Annotated in this window: 15 protein-coding genes; 7 read left to right on the forward strand and 8 right to left on the reverse strand. The window is 72.1% G+C overall.

From position 1 onward, the window contains the following. The first annotated feature begins 123 nt into the window (after nucleotides 1–123). The 5 genes from acs (at nucleotide 124) to HEK131_RS29230 (ending at nucleotide 5523) form a co-directional block, all read left to right on the forward strand. Nucleotides 124–2079, forward strand: a complete 1956-nt coding sequence (gene acs, locus HEK131_RS29210; RefSeq protein ID WP_217465088.1) for an acetate--CoA ligase — start codon at nucleotides 124–126, stop codon at nucleotides 2077–2079. A 212-nt stretch (nucleotides 2080–2291) separates the two neighbouring features. Beyond that, a complete protein-coding gene (gene nhaA, locus HEK131_RS29215) occupies nucleotides 2292–3734 on the forward strand; it encodes a Na+/H+ antiporter NhaA (RefSeq protein WP_244451806.1) in 1443 nt (480 codons plus the stop codon). A 55-nt stretch (nucleotides 3735–3789) separates the two neighbouring features. Beyond that, the gene (locus tag HEK131_RS29220) at nucleotides 3790–4269 is read left to right on the forward strand and encodes a phage holin family protein (RefSeq protein ID WP_217465086.1); all 480 of its coding nucleotides are present in this window, start codon (nucleotides 3790–3792) and stop codon (nucleotides 4267–4269) included. Beyond that, complete coding sequence (locus tag HEK131_RS29225) at nucleotides 4266–5201, forward strand: alpha/beta fold hydrolase (protein WP_217465085.1); 936 nt, start codon at nucleotides 4266–4268, stop codon at nucleotides 5199–5201. The genes HEK131_RS29220 and HEK131_RS29225 overlap by 4 nt, the downstream gene beginning before the upstream one ends. Nucleotides 5202–5340: 139 nt before the next feature. Beyond that, nucleotides 5341–5523, forward strand: coding sequence for a hypothetical protein (locus HEK131_RS29230; RefSeq protein WP_244451807.1), 183 nt, complete (start codon nucleotides 5341–5343; stop codon nucleotides 5521–5523). Between the two features lie 43 nt (nucleotides 5524–5566). Here HEK131_RS29230 and HEK131_RS29235 read toward each other — a convergent pair whose 3' ends face one another. The 3 genes from HEK131_RS29235 to nth are packed head-to-tail and all read right to left on the reverse strand — an operon-like array spanning nucleotide 5567 to nucleotide 8415. Next, on the reverse strand, nucleotides 5567–6766 hold the full coding sequence (locus tag HEK131_RS29235) for a MarP family serine protease (protein ID WP_244451808.1): 1200 nt from the start codon (nucleotides 6764–6766) through the stop codon (nucleotides 5567–5569). Nucleotides 6767–6822: 56 nt separating this feature from the next. Continuing rightward, on the reverse strand, nucleotides 6823–7518 hold the full coding sequence (locus tag HEK131_RS29240; protein ID WP_217465083.1) for an NUDIX hydrolase: 696 nt from the start codon (nucleotides 7516–7518) through the stop codon (nucleotides 6823–6825). A gap of 51 nt (nucleotides 7519–7569) precedes the next feature. Continuing rightward, nucleotides 7570–8415 carry an endonuclease III gene (gene nth / locus HEK131_RS29245; RefSeq protein ID WP_217465082.1) on the reverse strand — a complete coding sequence of 282 codons (846 nt, stop codon included), beginning with the start codon at nucleotides 8413–8415 and terminating at the stop codon, nucleotides 7570–7572. Nucleotides 8416–8726: 311 nt separating this feature from the next. Here nth and HEK131_RS29250 point away from each other — a divergent pair, with 311 nt between their 5' ends. Further along, on the forward strand, nucleotides 8727–9401 hold the full coding sequence (locus HEK131_RS29250) for a Crp/Fnr family transcriptional regulator (protein WP_023547771.1): 675 nt from the start codon (nucleotides 8727–8729) through the stop codon (nucleotides 9399–9401). Between the two features lie 152 nt (nucleotides 9402–9553). Next, complete coding sequence (locus HEK131_RS29255; protein WP_244451809.1) at nucleotides 9554–10378, forward strand: nucleotidyltransferase domain-containing protein; 825 nt, start codon at nucleotides 9554–9556, stop codon at nucleotides 10376–10378. 47 nt (nucleotides 10379–10425) lie between these two features. Here the strand turns inward: HEK131_RS29255 and HEK131_RS29260 are convergent, their stop codons facing one another. From HEK131_RS29260 to HEK131_RS29280, 5 genes are all read right to left on the reverse strand, one after another. After that, nucleotides 10426–10635 carry a hypothetical protein gene (locus HEK131_RS29260; protein ID WP_244451810.1) on the reverse strand — a complete coding sequence of 70 codons (210 nt, stop codon included), beginning with the start codon at nucleotides 10633–10635 and terminating at the stop codon, nucleotides 10426–10428. A 24-nt stretch (nucleotides 10636–10659) separates the two neighbouring features. Next, the gene (locus HEK131_RS29265; RefSeq protein ID WP_217465080.1) at nucleotides 10660–11490 is read right to left on the reverse strand and encodes an MBL fold metallo-hydrolase; all 831 of its coding nucleotides are present in this window, start codon (nucleotides 11488–11490) and stop codon (nucleotides 10660–10662) included. Further along, a complete protein-coding gene (locus tag HEK131_RS29270; RefSeq protein ID WP_161147723.1) occupies nucleotides 11487–12377 on the reverse strand; it encodes an NUDIX hydrolase in 891 nt (296 codons plus the stop codon). Before HEK131_RS29270 ends, HEK131_RS29265 begins: the two co-directional genes overlap by 4 nt. A gap of 62 nt (nucleotides 12378–12439) precedes the next feature. Then, nucleotides 12440–12904 (reverse strand): RidA family protein, encoded by a 465-nt coding sequence (locus HEK131_RS29275; protein ID WP_217465078.1) that lies wholly within the window; start codon nucleotides 12902–12904, stop codon nucleotides 12440–12442. Beyond that, a complete protein-coding gene (locus HEK131_RS29280) occupies nucleotides 12901–13059 on the reverse strand; it encodes a DUF4177 domain-containing protein (RefSeq protein ID WP_018547934.1) in 159 nt (52 codons plus the stop codon). Before HEK131_RS29280 ends, HEK131_RS29275 begins: the two co-directional genes overlap by 4 nt. Nucleotides 13060–13062 lie beyond the last annotated feature (3 nt).

Raw genomic sequence — 13062 nt, forward strand, 5'->3', positions numbered from 1 at the left:
CCACCCCGCCCGGTGACCGCAGAAAGGTCTAAACCAATTCTGCGGTCCACCCTTGTCATCAGCCCCGACGTCTGATGAGGTGTGGCCTGGGACACAACGGACACCCTGGGAAAGGGAGATGTCGTGAGCAACGAGAGCCTGGCCAACCTTCTTCGGGAGGAGCGACGCTTCGCGCCGCCGGCCGATCTGGCCGCGAACGCCAACGTCACGGCCGAGGCGTACGAAAAGGCCGACGCCGACCGGCTCGGCTTCTGGGCCGAGCAGGCCCGCAGGCTGAGCTGGGCCAAGGAGCCGACGAAGACGCTGGACTGGTCGAACCCGCCGTTCGCCAAGTGGTTCGAGGACGGCGAGCTGAACGTCGCCTACAACTGCGTGGACCGGCATGTGGAGGCCGGCAACGGCGACCGCGTCGCCATCCACTTCGAGGGCGAGCCGGGCGACAGCCGCTCCCTCACCTACGCCGAGCTGAAGGACGAGGTCTCCAAGGCGGCCAACGCGCTGCTGGAGCTGGGTGTCCGCAAGGGCGACCGGGTCGCCATCTACATGCCGATGATCCCCGAGACCGCGATCGCCATGCTGGCCTCGGCCCGCATCGGCGCCGCGCACTCGGTGGTCTTCGGCGGCTTCTCCGCGGACGCGCTGGCCACCCGCATCAAGGACGCGGACGCCAAGGTCGTCATCACCGCCGACGGCGGATACCGCCGCGGCCAGCCGTCCGCGCTCAAGCCCGCCGTGGACGACGCGGTCGCCAAGGCCGGCACCGTCGAGCACGTGCTGGTGGTCCGCCGTACCGGGCAGGACGTGGCGTTCGACGCCGAGCGGGACGTGTGGTGGGACGAGCTGGTCGGGCGCCAGTCGGCCGAGCACACCCCGGAGGCGTTCGACGCGGAGCACCCGCTGTTCATCCTCTACACCTCCGGCACCACGGGTAAGCCCAAGGGCATCCTGCACACCTCGGGCGGCTACCTCACCCAGGCCGCATACACCCACTGGGCCGTGTTCGACCTCAAGCCGGAGACGGACGTCTACTGGTGCACGGCCGACGTCGGCTGGGTCACCGGCCACTCGTACATCGTGTACGGCCCGCTGGCCAACGGCGCGACGCAGGTGATGTACGAGGGCACCCCGGACACCCCGCACCAGGGCCGCTTCTGGGAGATCGTCGAGAAGTACCGGGTCTCGATCCTGTACACCGCGCCGACCGCGATCCGGACGTTCATGAAGTGGGGCGACGACATCCCCGCACAGTTCGACCTGACCTCGCTCAGGGTGCTGGGTTCGGTGGGCGAGCCGATCAACCCCGAGGCGTGGGTCTGGTACCGCAAGAACATCGGCGCCGACCGCACCCCGGTCGTGGACACCTGGTGGCAGACCGAGACCGGCGCGATGATGATCTCGCCGCTGCCGGGCGTGACCGAGACCAAGCCCGGTTCCGCGCAGCGCCCGCTGCCCGGCATCAGCGCCACCGTCGTCGACGACGAGGCCAACGAGGTGCCGAACGGGGGCGGCGGCTACCTGGTCCTCACCGAGCCGTGGCCGTCGATGCTCCGCACCATCTGGGGCGACGACCAGCGGTTCCTGGACACGTACTGGTCGCGTTTCCAGGGCAAGTACTTCGCCGGGGACGGCGCGAAGAAGGACGACGACGGGGACATCTGGCTCCTCGGCCGCGTGGACGACGTGATGCTGGTGTCGGGCCACAACATCTCCACCACGGAGGTGGAGTCGGCGCTGGTGTCGCACCCCGCCGTCGCCGAGGCGGCCGTCGTCGGCGCGGCCGACGAGACGACCGGACAGGCCATCGTCGCGTTCGTCATCCTGCGCGGCTCGGCCGCCGAGGACGAGAAGCTGGTCGCCGAGCTGCGCGACCACGTCGGCGCCACCCTCGGCCCGATCGCCAAGCCCAAGCGGGTACTGCCGGTCGCTGAGCTGCCAAAGACCCGCTCCGGGAAGATCATGCGCCGGCTGCTGCGGGACGTGGCGGAGAACCGTCAGCTCGGAGACGTCACCACGCTGACGGACTCCACGGTCATGACGCTCATCCAGTCCAAGCTGCCGTCCTCGGCGAGCGAGGACTGAGCGAGGGCTGAGCGAGGCCCAGCAGGAACAGCAGGACGAGGGGTGTCCCGGTGACCGCGCCGGGGCGCCCCTCACCCCGAGGCCGTACGGGTGCGCCCGGATGCGGCCTTGGGTAAAGTCGAGAAAGTTCGGCACATGTCAGTGCCTCAAGGTGCGCCGGGAAGTCTGGTCGGCAAGCGATCCGTCATGCCCACCACCCGGAGGTCCCCACCGTGGCCGCGCCCCGCACCCCCAATGCCGCCCGCAAGGCACTCGACCGCCTGTCGCTGCCCGAGCGGACCGCTGTCGCGGATGCGCTGCGCACCGAGACCGTGGGCGGTGTCCTCCTGCTCGCCGCCGCCGTCGCGGCGCTGATCTGGGCCAACATCCCGGCGCTGAGCCACGCCTACGAAGCCGTCAGCCACTTCCACCTCGGCCCCTCCGCCCTCGGCCTGAATCTCTCGGTCGCCCACTGGGCCGCCGACGGCCTGCTGGCGATCTTCTTCTTCGTCGCCGGGGTCGAGCTGAAGCGGGAACTGGTCGCCGGGGACCTGCGCGACCCCAAGGCGGCCGTACTGCCCGTGGTGGCCGCGCTGTGCGGGATGGCCGTACCCGCGCTGGTGTACACGCTCACCAGCCTCACCGGAGGCGGCTCGGCGGCCGGCTGGGCGGTGCCGACCGCCACCGACATCGCCTTCGCGCTGGCCGTCCTCGCGGTGATCGGCACCTCGCTGCCCAGCGCGCTGCGCGCCTTCCTGCTGACCCTCGCCGTGGTGGACGACCTCTTCGCCATCCTGATCATCGCGGTCTTCTTCACCAGCCGGATCGACTTCGCCGCGCTCGGCGGGGCCGTCGCCGCCCTGGCCCTGTTCTGGCTGTTGCTGCGCAAGGGGGTGCGCGGCTGGTACGTGTACGTGCCGCTGGCGCTGGTGATCTGGGCGCTGATGTACAACAGCGGCGTGCACGCGACCATCGCCGGTGTGGCGATGGGCCTGATGCTCCGTTGCGTCACCCGTGAGGGTGAGGAGCGGTCACCGGGTGAACGGCTGGAGCACCTGGTGCGGCCACTGTCGGCCGGGCTCGCGGTGCCGCTGTTCGCGCTGTTCAGCGCGGGGGTACCGGTGTCCGGCGGAGCGCTCGCGCGGGTGTTCACTCAGCCGGAGACGCTCGGCGTGGTGCTCGGGCTGGTCGTGGGCAAGACGATCGGTGTCTTCGGCGGGACCTGGCTGACCGTGCGCTTCACCCGCGCCTCGCTGAGCGACGGGCTGGCCTGGGCGGACGTGTTCGCGGTCGCCACGCTCGCCGGGATCGGCTTCACCGTCTCCCTGCTCATCGGCGAGCTGGCCTTCACCGGCGACGCCGCCATGACCGCCGAGGTGAAGGCGTCCGTCCTCGTCGGATCGCTGATCGCGGCCATCTGTGCGACCGTGCTGCTGAAGATACGTAACGCCAGGTACCGGCGGCTGTGCGAGGACGAGGAGCGCGACGAGGACCTGGACGGCATCCCCGACGTCTATGAGCAGGACGACCCGGCGTACCACCTGCGCATGGCCGAGATCCACGAGGGAAAGGCCGCCGAGCACCGGCGCACGGCCGCCGAGCTGGCCGCCGCCGCGCGCCACGCGCGTGCCGAAGTGCCGGGCGGGGCAGGCGATGAGAACGGTCGTCCGGCATGATCTGACGAGACGGTACAAAACAAGACGGCACCACAGAGCAGAGGGAGAGAACGCGATGAGCGCACCCGACGGCAGCCCGGTCGGCGCCGAACACAGCATCGGCCAACTGGTCGCCTCGGCGACGACCGAGATGTCGGCGCTGGTGCACGACGAGATCGCGCTGGCGAAGGCGCAGCTCAAGCGGGACGTGAAGCGCGGCGCGGCGAGCGGCGGGGCCTTCTCGGTCGCGGGCGCGGTGCTGGTGTTCTCGCTGCCGATGCTCAACTTCGCGCTGGCGTACGGCATCCGGACCTGGAGCCACTGGAACCTCGCGGTGTGCTTCCTGCTGTCCTTCGCGGCCAACGTGCTGCTGGCCGGCCTGCTCGCCCTGATCGGCGTGACGTTCGCCAAGAAGGCCAAGAAGAGCAAGGGCCCGCAGAAGGTCGCCGCGTCCATGAAGCAGTCGGCGGGCGTGCTCCAGAAGGCCAAGCCGCACCCGCGCGAGCTGCCTGCGGCGGACCGCACCCGCAAGGCTGTGGCACGCTCGTCCTCATGACGGAACCCGCCGCCGCACCAGCCGTACGCCTCGACCTGCCCTCCGGGGAGCAGGTGACGCACCGGGACGTCGCCGCCAACGGCGCGCGTTTCCACATCGCCGAACTGGGCGACGGCCCCCTGGTGCTGCTGCTGCACGGCTTCCCGCAGTTCTGGTGGACCTGGCGGTACCAGTTGTCCGCGCTGGCGGGCGCGGGCTACCGGGCCGTCGCCATGGATCTGCGGGGCGTCGGCGGCAGCGACCGCACCCCGCGCGGGTACGACCCGGCCAACCTCGCGCTGGACGTCACCGGGGTGATCCGCTCGCTCGGCGAGCCGGACGCCGCGCTGGTCGGCCACGACCTGGGCGGTTACCTGGCGTGGACGGCGGCGGCGATGCGGCCGAAGCTGGTGCGGCGGCTCGCCGTGGTGTCCATGCCGCACCCCCGGCGCTGGCGCGCGGCGATGCTGCGGGACGCCCGGCAGACGGCGGCCAGCTCCTACATCTGGGGTTTCCAGCGGCCGTGGATCCCGGAGCGCCAGCTCACCGCCGACGACGGCGCGCTGGTGGGAGAACTGATCCGGAACTGGTCCGGCCCCCGGCTGCCGGAGGACGCGGACGTGGAGGCGTACCAGCGGGCGATGTGCGTCCCGTCGACGGCGCACTGCTCGATCGAGCCGTACCGCTGGCTGGTGCGTTCGCTGGCGCGGCCGGACGGCATCCAGTTCAACCGGCGGATGAAGCGCCCGGTCCGGGTGCCGACGCTGCATCTGCACGGCTCGCTGGACCCGGTCACCCGGACGCGCAGCGCGGCCGGTTCGGGCGAGTACGTGGAGGCGCCGTACCGCTGGCGGCTGTTCGACGGGCTCGGGCACTTCCCGCACGAGGAGGACCCGGTGGCGTTCTCCACCGAGCTGATCAGTTGGCTGAAGGACCCCGAACCCGATCGGTGACCGTTCGGGTGCGCTGAGTGTCCGTTTTCCCGACCGTTTCGGACAACTTGTCCACCGAACTGCCACATGCCTGACGCATAGGCCGATCGGGGGGCCCGGAGGTGGTTATGGACCTTGGGCCGGGGGCACACGTCGGGGTATGGGCTGGACGCACGACTACGGTGACGCACCCCGCGAACGACGCTCGGTCTCCGGGCCGACATCGCCACAACGAGGAACGCCGCAACTCGCGGAGGCGGACCCGAGGGTGGGGATTCCGCGTATCCTGCGCCGCCGGGCCCGCTGGGTGTCCGTGCGCCTGCGTCACACCACGCGCGCCTGAGCCTCCGCCGCACCGCTGACCCGCCCCGGCCCCATGTGGGCCGTCACAGGGCGCAGTTGTCGGTACCCACCTGACTGTTCGCCGTGCGCCCCCGGGCGATGTCCTGGCGGATCTCGTCGGCGGTGAGGGCGTATCCGGTCTCGGCGTCGTCCAGCGACTTGGCGAACACCACGCCGTACACCCTCCCCTGAGGGGTCAGCAGCGGGCCGCCGGAGTTGCCCTGGCGGACGGTGGTGTAGAGCGAGTACACATCACGGCCGACCGTGCCCCGGTGGTAGATGTCCGGGCCGTTGGCCGTGATGCGCCCGCGCACGCGCGCCGCGCGCACGTCGTACGCGCCGTTCTCCGGGAAGCCGGCCACGATCGCGCCGTCCCCGCTCTCGGCGTCCCCGGCGGCGAACCGCAGCACGGGCGCCTGGAGGTCGGGCACGTCCAGCACGGCGATGTCGCGCCGCCAGTCGTAGAGCACCACCGTGGCGTCGTACTTGCGGCCCTCGCCGCCTATCTGGACGGTGGGTTCGTCGACGCCGCCGACGACGTGGGCGTTGGTCATCACGCGCCGCCGGTCGAAGACGAAGCCGGAGCCCTCCAGCACCTTGCCGCAACTGCGGGCGGTGCCGGTGACCTTGACGATGGAGCGCTGGGCCCTGGTGGCCACGGTGCTGCCCGCGAGGGCCGGGTCGGGCGGCTGGACCTCGCGGATCTGCTCGTCGGAGAACGGGCTGAAGACCTGCGGGAAGCCGTTCTGCGCGAGGACCGAGGTGAAGTCCTTGAACCAGGTGTTGGACTGCGCGGGCAGCACCTGGTCCATCCCGACCAGCACCTTGGAGCCGCGGACCTCCCGGCCGAGCGTCGGCAGCGTGGTCTGGGCGAGGGCGGAGCCGATCAGCCACGCGACCAGCAGCATGGCGACCACGTTGACCAGGGCGCCGCCGGTGGCGTCCAGCGCGCGGGCCGGGGACCACGTGATGTGGCGGCGCAGCTTGTTGCCCAGGTGGGTGGTGAGGGCCTGCCCGACGGAGGCGACGACGATGACGACGATGACCGCGACGACGGCGGCCGCGGTGCTGACCTCCGCGTCATGGGTCACGGCGTCCCAGACCGGGGGCAGCGCGTAGACGGTGAGCAGGCCGCCGCCGAGGAAGCCGATCACCGACAGGATGCCGACGACGAAGCCCTGGCGGTAGCCCACGACCGCGAACCACGCGGCGGCCAGCAACAACAGGATGTCCAGCACGTTCAACGCTTCAGGCCCCGCCCATCGACTTTCTCCGCCCAAGGATCACGCACGACACCCTGTCACGACCACCGGTCGAGCGGGACCTGCCGGGTTCTGTCCCAGGGGCGCTCCCAGCCCGCGTAGTGCAGCAGGCGGTCGATGACACCGGCCGTGAAGCCCCACACCAGGGCCGATTCGACCAGGAATGCGGGGCCCCGATGGCCGCTGGGGTGCACGGTGATGGCGCGGTTGGCCGGGTCCGTGAGATCCGCCACGGGGGCGGTGAAGACGCGGGCGGTCTCGTTGGGGTCGACGACACCGACCGGGCTGGGCTCGCGCCACCAGCCGAGGACGGGGGTGACGACGAACTCGCTGACCGGGATGTAGAGGGCGGGCAGCACGCCGAAGAGCTGGACGCCGGCCGGGTCGAGCCCGGTCTCCTCCTCCGCCTCGCGCAGCGCCGCCCGCAGCGGGCCGTCGGTCTTGGGGTCGCCGTCCACCGCGTCGAGGGCGCCGCCGGGGAAGGAGGGCTGTCCCGCGTGGGAGCGCAGCGAGCCGGAGCGCTCCATCAGCAGCAGTTCGGGGCCGCGCTCGCCCTCGCCGAACAGGATCAGCACCGCCGACTGGCGGCCGCCGCCGTCCTCCGGCGGCAGGAAGCGGCTGAGCTGGAGCGGCTGGACCGTCTCGGCGGCCCGCGCCACCGGCTCCAGCCAGTCCGGCAGACCCTCCCTGCGCAGCGCCACCGGACCCTCGTGCGTGTCACGCGTGTACGTCATGACCGCCCCCTCCTGCCGTGTCCAACGCTCGCGTGCCCCGAGATCGTTCCGTCATCCGGCCCCCAGCGGCGGGGCCGGGATGCCGCCGGCGTCCAGATAGGACTGCGGCGGGTCGAGCCGCTGGCCGGGGAAGCCGCCCTTCTCGTACTTCAGGAGCTTGCGGGCTTTCTCCGGGTCGGTCTCGCCCTCGCCGTAGGACGGGCAGAGCGGGGCGATGGGGCAGGCGCCGCAGGCGGGCTTGCGGGCATGGCAGATGCGGCGGCCGTGCCAGATGACGTGGTGGGACAGGTCGGTCCAGTCCTTCTTGGGGAAGAGCGCGCCGACCGCGGCCTCGATCTTGTCGGGCTCGGTCTCCTCGGTCCACTTCCAGCGCCGCACCAGCCGCTGGAAGTGGGTGTCCACGGTGATGCCGGGCCTGCCGAAGGCATTGCCGAGGACCACGAACGCCGTCTTGCGGCCGACACCGGGCAGCTTGACCAGGTCCTCCAGCCTGCCGGGCACCTCGCCGCCGAAGTCCTCCACCAACGCCTTGGACAGCCCTATGACCGAGCGCGTCTTGGCGCGGAAGAAGCCGCAGGGCCGCAGGATCTCCTCCACCTCGGCGGGGTCGGCCGCCGCGAGGTCCTCCGGGGTGGGGTACTTGGCGAACAGCGCCGGGGTCGTCTGGTTGACGCGCAGGTCGGTGGTCTGGGCCGACAGGACCGTGGCGACCACGAGCTGGAAGGGGTTCCGGAAGTCCAGCTCGGGGTGGGCGTACGGATAGACCTCGGCGAGTTCGCGGTTGATGCGGCGGGCGCGGCGGACCAGGGCCGTGTGGGATTCACCGGACGGGGTCGCGCCCGAGCCGGACCGTTTCGCGGGCGCCTTCTTCGCCGGGGCATTTTTTATGGATTTCACCTTTTTGCCACTTCCATCGGAATCCTGTTCGCCCACGGCGGAATCACGTCGTGCAACCACCTGCCCAGCCCCCTCGGCCTGCGCTCTCACCGGCGATTTGGACACCCGGCCAGCCTAGAGCCCGGCACCGACATCCGCTCCGGACCTCGAAGATCGGCCCCCGATTGGACCCCTGCCGCTTACCTCGGGACACCTGTGCGGCATCCTTGTGACAGATCACACTGTTTGGACCGTCCGGCAAAACGGGGAACACGGTCCCCTGGCACGCTGGGGAGGAACATCCCCTGAGCAGGTCGACAAGGAGAGAACTCGTGGACGACGTTCTGCGGCGCAACCCGCTCTTCGCGGCTCTTGACGACGAGCAGGCCGCGGAGCTGCGCGCCTCCATGAGTGAGGTGACCCTCGCTCGCGGCGACTCCCTTTTCCACGAGGGCGACCCCGGAGACCGGCTGTACGTCGTCACCGAGGGCAAGGTCAAGCTGCACCGCACCTCCCCCGACGGGCGCGAGAACATGCTCGCCGTCGTCGGCCCCAGCGAGCTGATCGGTGAGCTCTCGCTGTTCGACCCCGGCCCGCGTACGGCCACCGCGACCGCGCTGACCGAGGTCAAGCTGCTCGGCCTCGGCCACGGCGACCTCCAGCCCTGGCTGAACGCACGCCCCGAGGTCGCCGGCGCCCTGCTGCGCGCCGTCGCGCGCCGCCTGCGCAAGACCAACGACGCCATGTCCGACCTGGTCTTCTCCGACGTGCCCGGCCGCGTCGCCCGCGCCCTGCTGGACCTGTCGCGCCGCTTCGGCGTGCAGTCCGAGGAGGGCATCCACGTGGTGCACGACCTCACCCAGGAGGAGCTGGCCCAACTGGTCGGCGCCTCCCGCGAGACGGTCAACAAGGCGCTCGCCGACTTCGCCCAGCGCGGGTGGCTGCGCCTGGAGGCCCGCGCGGTGATCCTGCTGGACGTGGAGCGGCTGGCCAAGCGGTCCCGCTGACGCCTGTCCCGACCGGGCGACTGCCCGGTCGGCCCCGAGGGGCCTCGTCCGCGATCGCCGGACGGGCTCCGTCGGTGCCGGCCGACGCCGGGTGAGGCCCCGTCCCCGGTAATTCACCTGCACCGCCACCTCCGGCGGTGCACAGTGGCCGCATGTCCGGACCACCAGTGCCCCACGGCCTCGACGCCGAGGGGTTCATCGCCCGTGAAGGGTCCCTCGCGCGCGTGCAGGACGCGTTCCGTCCCGTCGTGGCCGCAGCGCGGGCCGGGCTGACGGAGGCTTTCGGGGCGCGGCTGCACAGCGGCTACCTCTACGGGTCCGTCCCGCGCGGCACCGCGCGCGTGGGACGCAGCGACCTGGACCTGCTGGTCGCGCTGCGCACCGAGCCGGCCGACGCCGACCGGACCGCCGCGGCGGACCTCGGCAGGGACCTGGACCGGCGGTTCCCGCAGATCGACGGCGTGGGCACCCTGCTGTACAGCCGGGCCCGGCTGGTCAGCGAGGCGGAGCGGTACGACCTGGGCTGGTTCCTGGCCTGCCTGTGCACCCCGCTGCTCGGGGACGACATCGCCGGTGGACTGCCCCGCTACCGGCCCGGCTCCCTGCTCGCCCGCGAGACCAACGGCGACCTGGCCCGGCTGCTCCCGCGCTGGCGCGAGCGGATCGCGGGTGCCGCCGACACCGAGGAGGCCCGGCGTCCGCTGGTCCGCTTCATGTCCCGGCACCTGGTGCGTACCGGCTTCACGCTGGTGATGCCCCGCTGGAACGGCTGGACGAGCGAGCTGGACGAGATGGCGGAGGTGTGCGGCGCGTACCACCCGCGCCGGGCCGCCCCGATGCGCGTGGCGGCCCGCTACGGCCGCGAACCCGTCGGCGACGCCGCCATCCTGCGCGGCTACGTGGACGACCTGGGCCCCTGGCTGGCCGCGGAGTACGCGCGCGTGCACGGCGAGAAGAGCGGCAGCCCGGCCTCCTAGCTGATGCCGACGTCGCCGGGATCAGATCCCGGACCAGCCCGTGGTGGTCACGCGGTAGTGGGTGCCTGCAGCGGGGCGAACCCGCTGCGTATGCCCGGCCGGGGCAGGTTGGCCCATCCCGGACGGCCGCCCAGCTCCTCGAACACGGCGTTCCAGTCGGCGTCCCGCGCCAGGTCCGCGAAGTGGTCCCGCTCCTGGAGGTACATCCCGCCGAACTGCCCGCGGTCGGTGAGGCCGTCCCATTCCATCGTGATCACGCGGCCACGCTGACGGGCCAAGGCTCAGATCAGCCCGTGTTCGCCGAGGTAGTCCAACTGCGCCCGGACCGACAGTTCCGCCGCCGGCCACAGGGAGCGGTCGACGTCGGCGTACACGTGGGCCACCACGGCCTCGGCCGTGCGGTGGCCGTTCTCCACGGCCGTCTCTACCTGGGCCAGGCGGTTGGCGCGGTGGGCGAGGTAGAACTCGACGGCGCCCTGGGCGTCCTCCAGGACCGGGCCGTGGCCCGGCAGGACGGTGTGCACGCCGTCGTCCACGGTCAGCGAGCGCAGCCGACGCAGCGAGGCCAGGTACTCACCGAGGCGGCCGTCCGGATGGGCGACGAGGGTCGTGCCGCGCCCGAGGATGGTGTCGCCGGTGAGCACCGCGCGGTCGGCCGGGAGATGGAAGCTCAGGGAGTCCGCGGTGTGGCCGGGGGTGGGCACGACCCGCAGCTCCAGGCCGCCGACCGTGACCACGTCACCGGCGCCCAGCCCCTCGTCCCCGAGCCGCAGCGCCGGATCCAGCGCACGCACGCGCGTGCCGGTGATCTCGGCGAACCTGGACGCGCCCTCGGCGTGGTCGGCGTGGCCGTGGGTGAGCAGGGTGAGCGCTATCCGCTTGCCCGCCTTCTCGGCCGCGTCGACGACCTCGCGGAGGTGGCCGTCGTCCAGCGGGCCGGGGTCTATGACCACGGCGAGGTCGGAGTCCGGCTCGGCGACGATCCAGGTGTTGGTGCCGTCCAGGGTCATGGGTGAGGCGTTGGGCGCGAGCACGTTGACGGCGCGTTCGGTCGCCGGGCCGGAGCGGACCGCGTCACGGGGCTGGCCGGGCAGGGCGGCGGCGTCGGTCATGCCACGCCTCCCCGCGGGCCCGGAGCGGCCGGTACGTGCTTGGTGAACTCCTCGTGCCCCGGCCAGCTCAGTTCCACCCGCCCGTCGAGCAGCCGGGCCCGCGCGAGCACCGGGGTGAGATCGCGGTCCGGCGCGGCGGCGAGGGCCTCGGCGGCCGTGCCGTAGGGCAGCAGTTGGCGCAGGGTGGCGATGGTGGGCGGCATCATCAGCAGCTCGCCCCGGTCGTACCCGGCGGCGGCCTCGGCGGGCCGTGTCCACACGGTGCGGTCGGCCTCGGTGGACAGGTCGCGGGTGCGCTGGCCCTCGGGCAGGGAGGCGACGAAGAACCAGGTGTCGTAGCGCCGGGACTCGAACTCGGGGGTGATCCAGCGGGTCCACGCGCCCAGCAGGTCGGAGCGCAGCACCAGCCCCCTGCGGTCCAGGAACTCGGCGAAGGACAGCTCGTGCGCGACCAGGGCGGCGCGGTCCGCCTCCCAGTCGTCGCCGCTGGTGTCGCCGACGACGGAGTCCGGGCCGGTCCCGGCGAGCAGGACGCCCGCCTCCTCGAACGTCTCGCGCACGGCGGCGCAGACGATCGCCTGGGCACCCGCCTCGTCGCCCGCGTCCATGCCCAGCCGGTCCGCCCACCACGCGCGCGTGGGGCCCGCCCAGCGGACGTGGTGGTCGTCGTCGCGGGGGTCGACACCGCCGCCCGGATACGCGTACGCGCCTCCGGCGAAGGCCATGGAGGCGCGTCTGCGCAGCATGTGGACGGCCGGTCCGGCCGGGGTGTCCTTGAGCAGCAGCACGGTCGCCGCCCGCCTGGGGACGACGGGAGTGAGCGTGCCGTCCGCGAGGGCGCGGATGCGGTCGGGCCACTCCGGGGGGTACCACTGACCGTTCGCCATGGGCGGAGGCTATCCCGAACAGGGCAGATGTTCGAGAGGTGCCGGATCGCCCGCGAGGTCGGCTACGGGACCAGCTCGACCAGGATCTCGACCTCGACCGGCGCGTCCAGCGGGAGCACCGCGACGCCCACCGCGCTGCGGGCGTGCACGCCCTTGTCGCCGAGGACCTCGCCGAGCAGCTCGCTGGCGCCGTTGAGGACGCCGGGCTGGCCGGTGAAGTCGGCGGCGGAGGCGACGAAGCCGGTGACCTTCACCACGCGGGCGATCAGGTCCAGGTCGCCGGTGACCGACTTGACGGCGGCCAGCGCGTTCAGCGCGCAGGTCCGGGCCAGGTCCTTGGCCTCCTCGGCCGTGACCTCGGCGCCGACCTTGCCGGTGACCGGAAGCTGCCCGTCCACCATGGGGAGCTGGCCCGCGGTGTAGACGTAGTCACCGGACCGCACGGCGGGCTGGTAGGCGGCCAGCGGCGGCACGACCTCCGGCAGCGTCAGGCCGAGGTCGGCGAGCCGGGCCTCGACCGCGCTCACGCCTGCTTCTCGCGCTTCAGGTAGGCGACGAGCTGCTCCGGGTTGGGCCCCGGCACGACCTGGACGAGCTCCCAGCCGTCCTCGCCCCAGTTGTCCAGGATCTGCTTCGTGGCGTGGACGAGCAGCGGCACCGTTGAGTATTCCCACTTGGTCATAGG

It is taken from the genome of Streptomyces seoulensis (assembly GCF_022846655.1).
Taxonomy (GTDB): Bacteria; Actinomycetota; Actinomycetes; order Streptomycetales; family Streptomycetaceae; genus Streptomyces.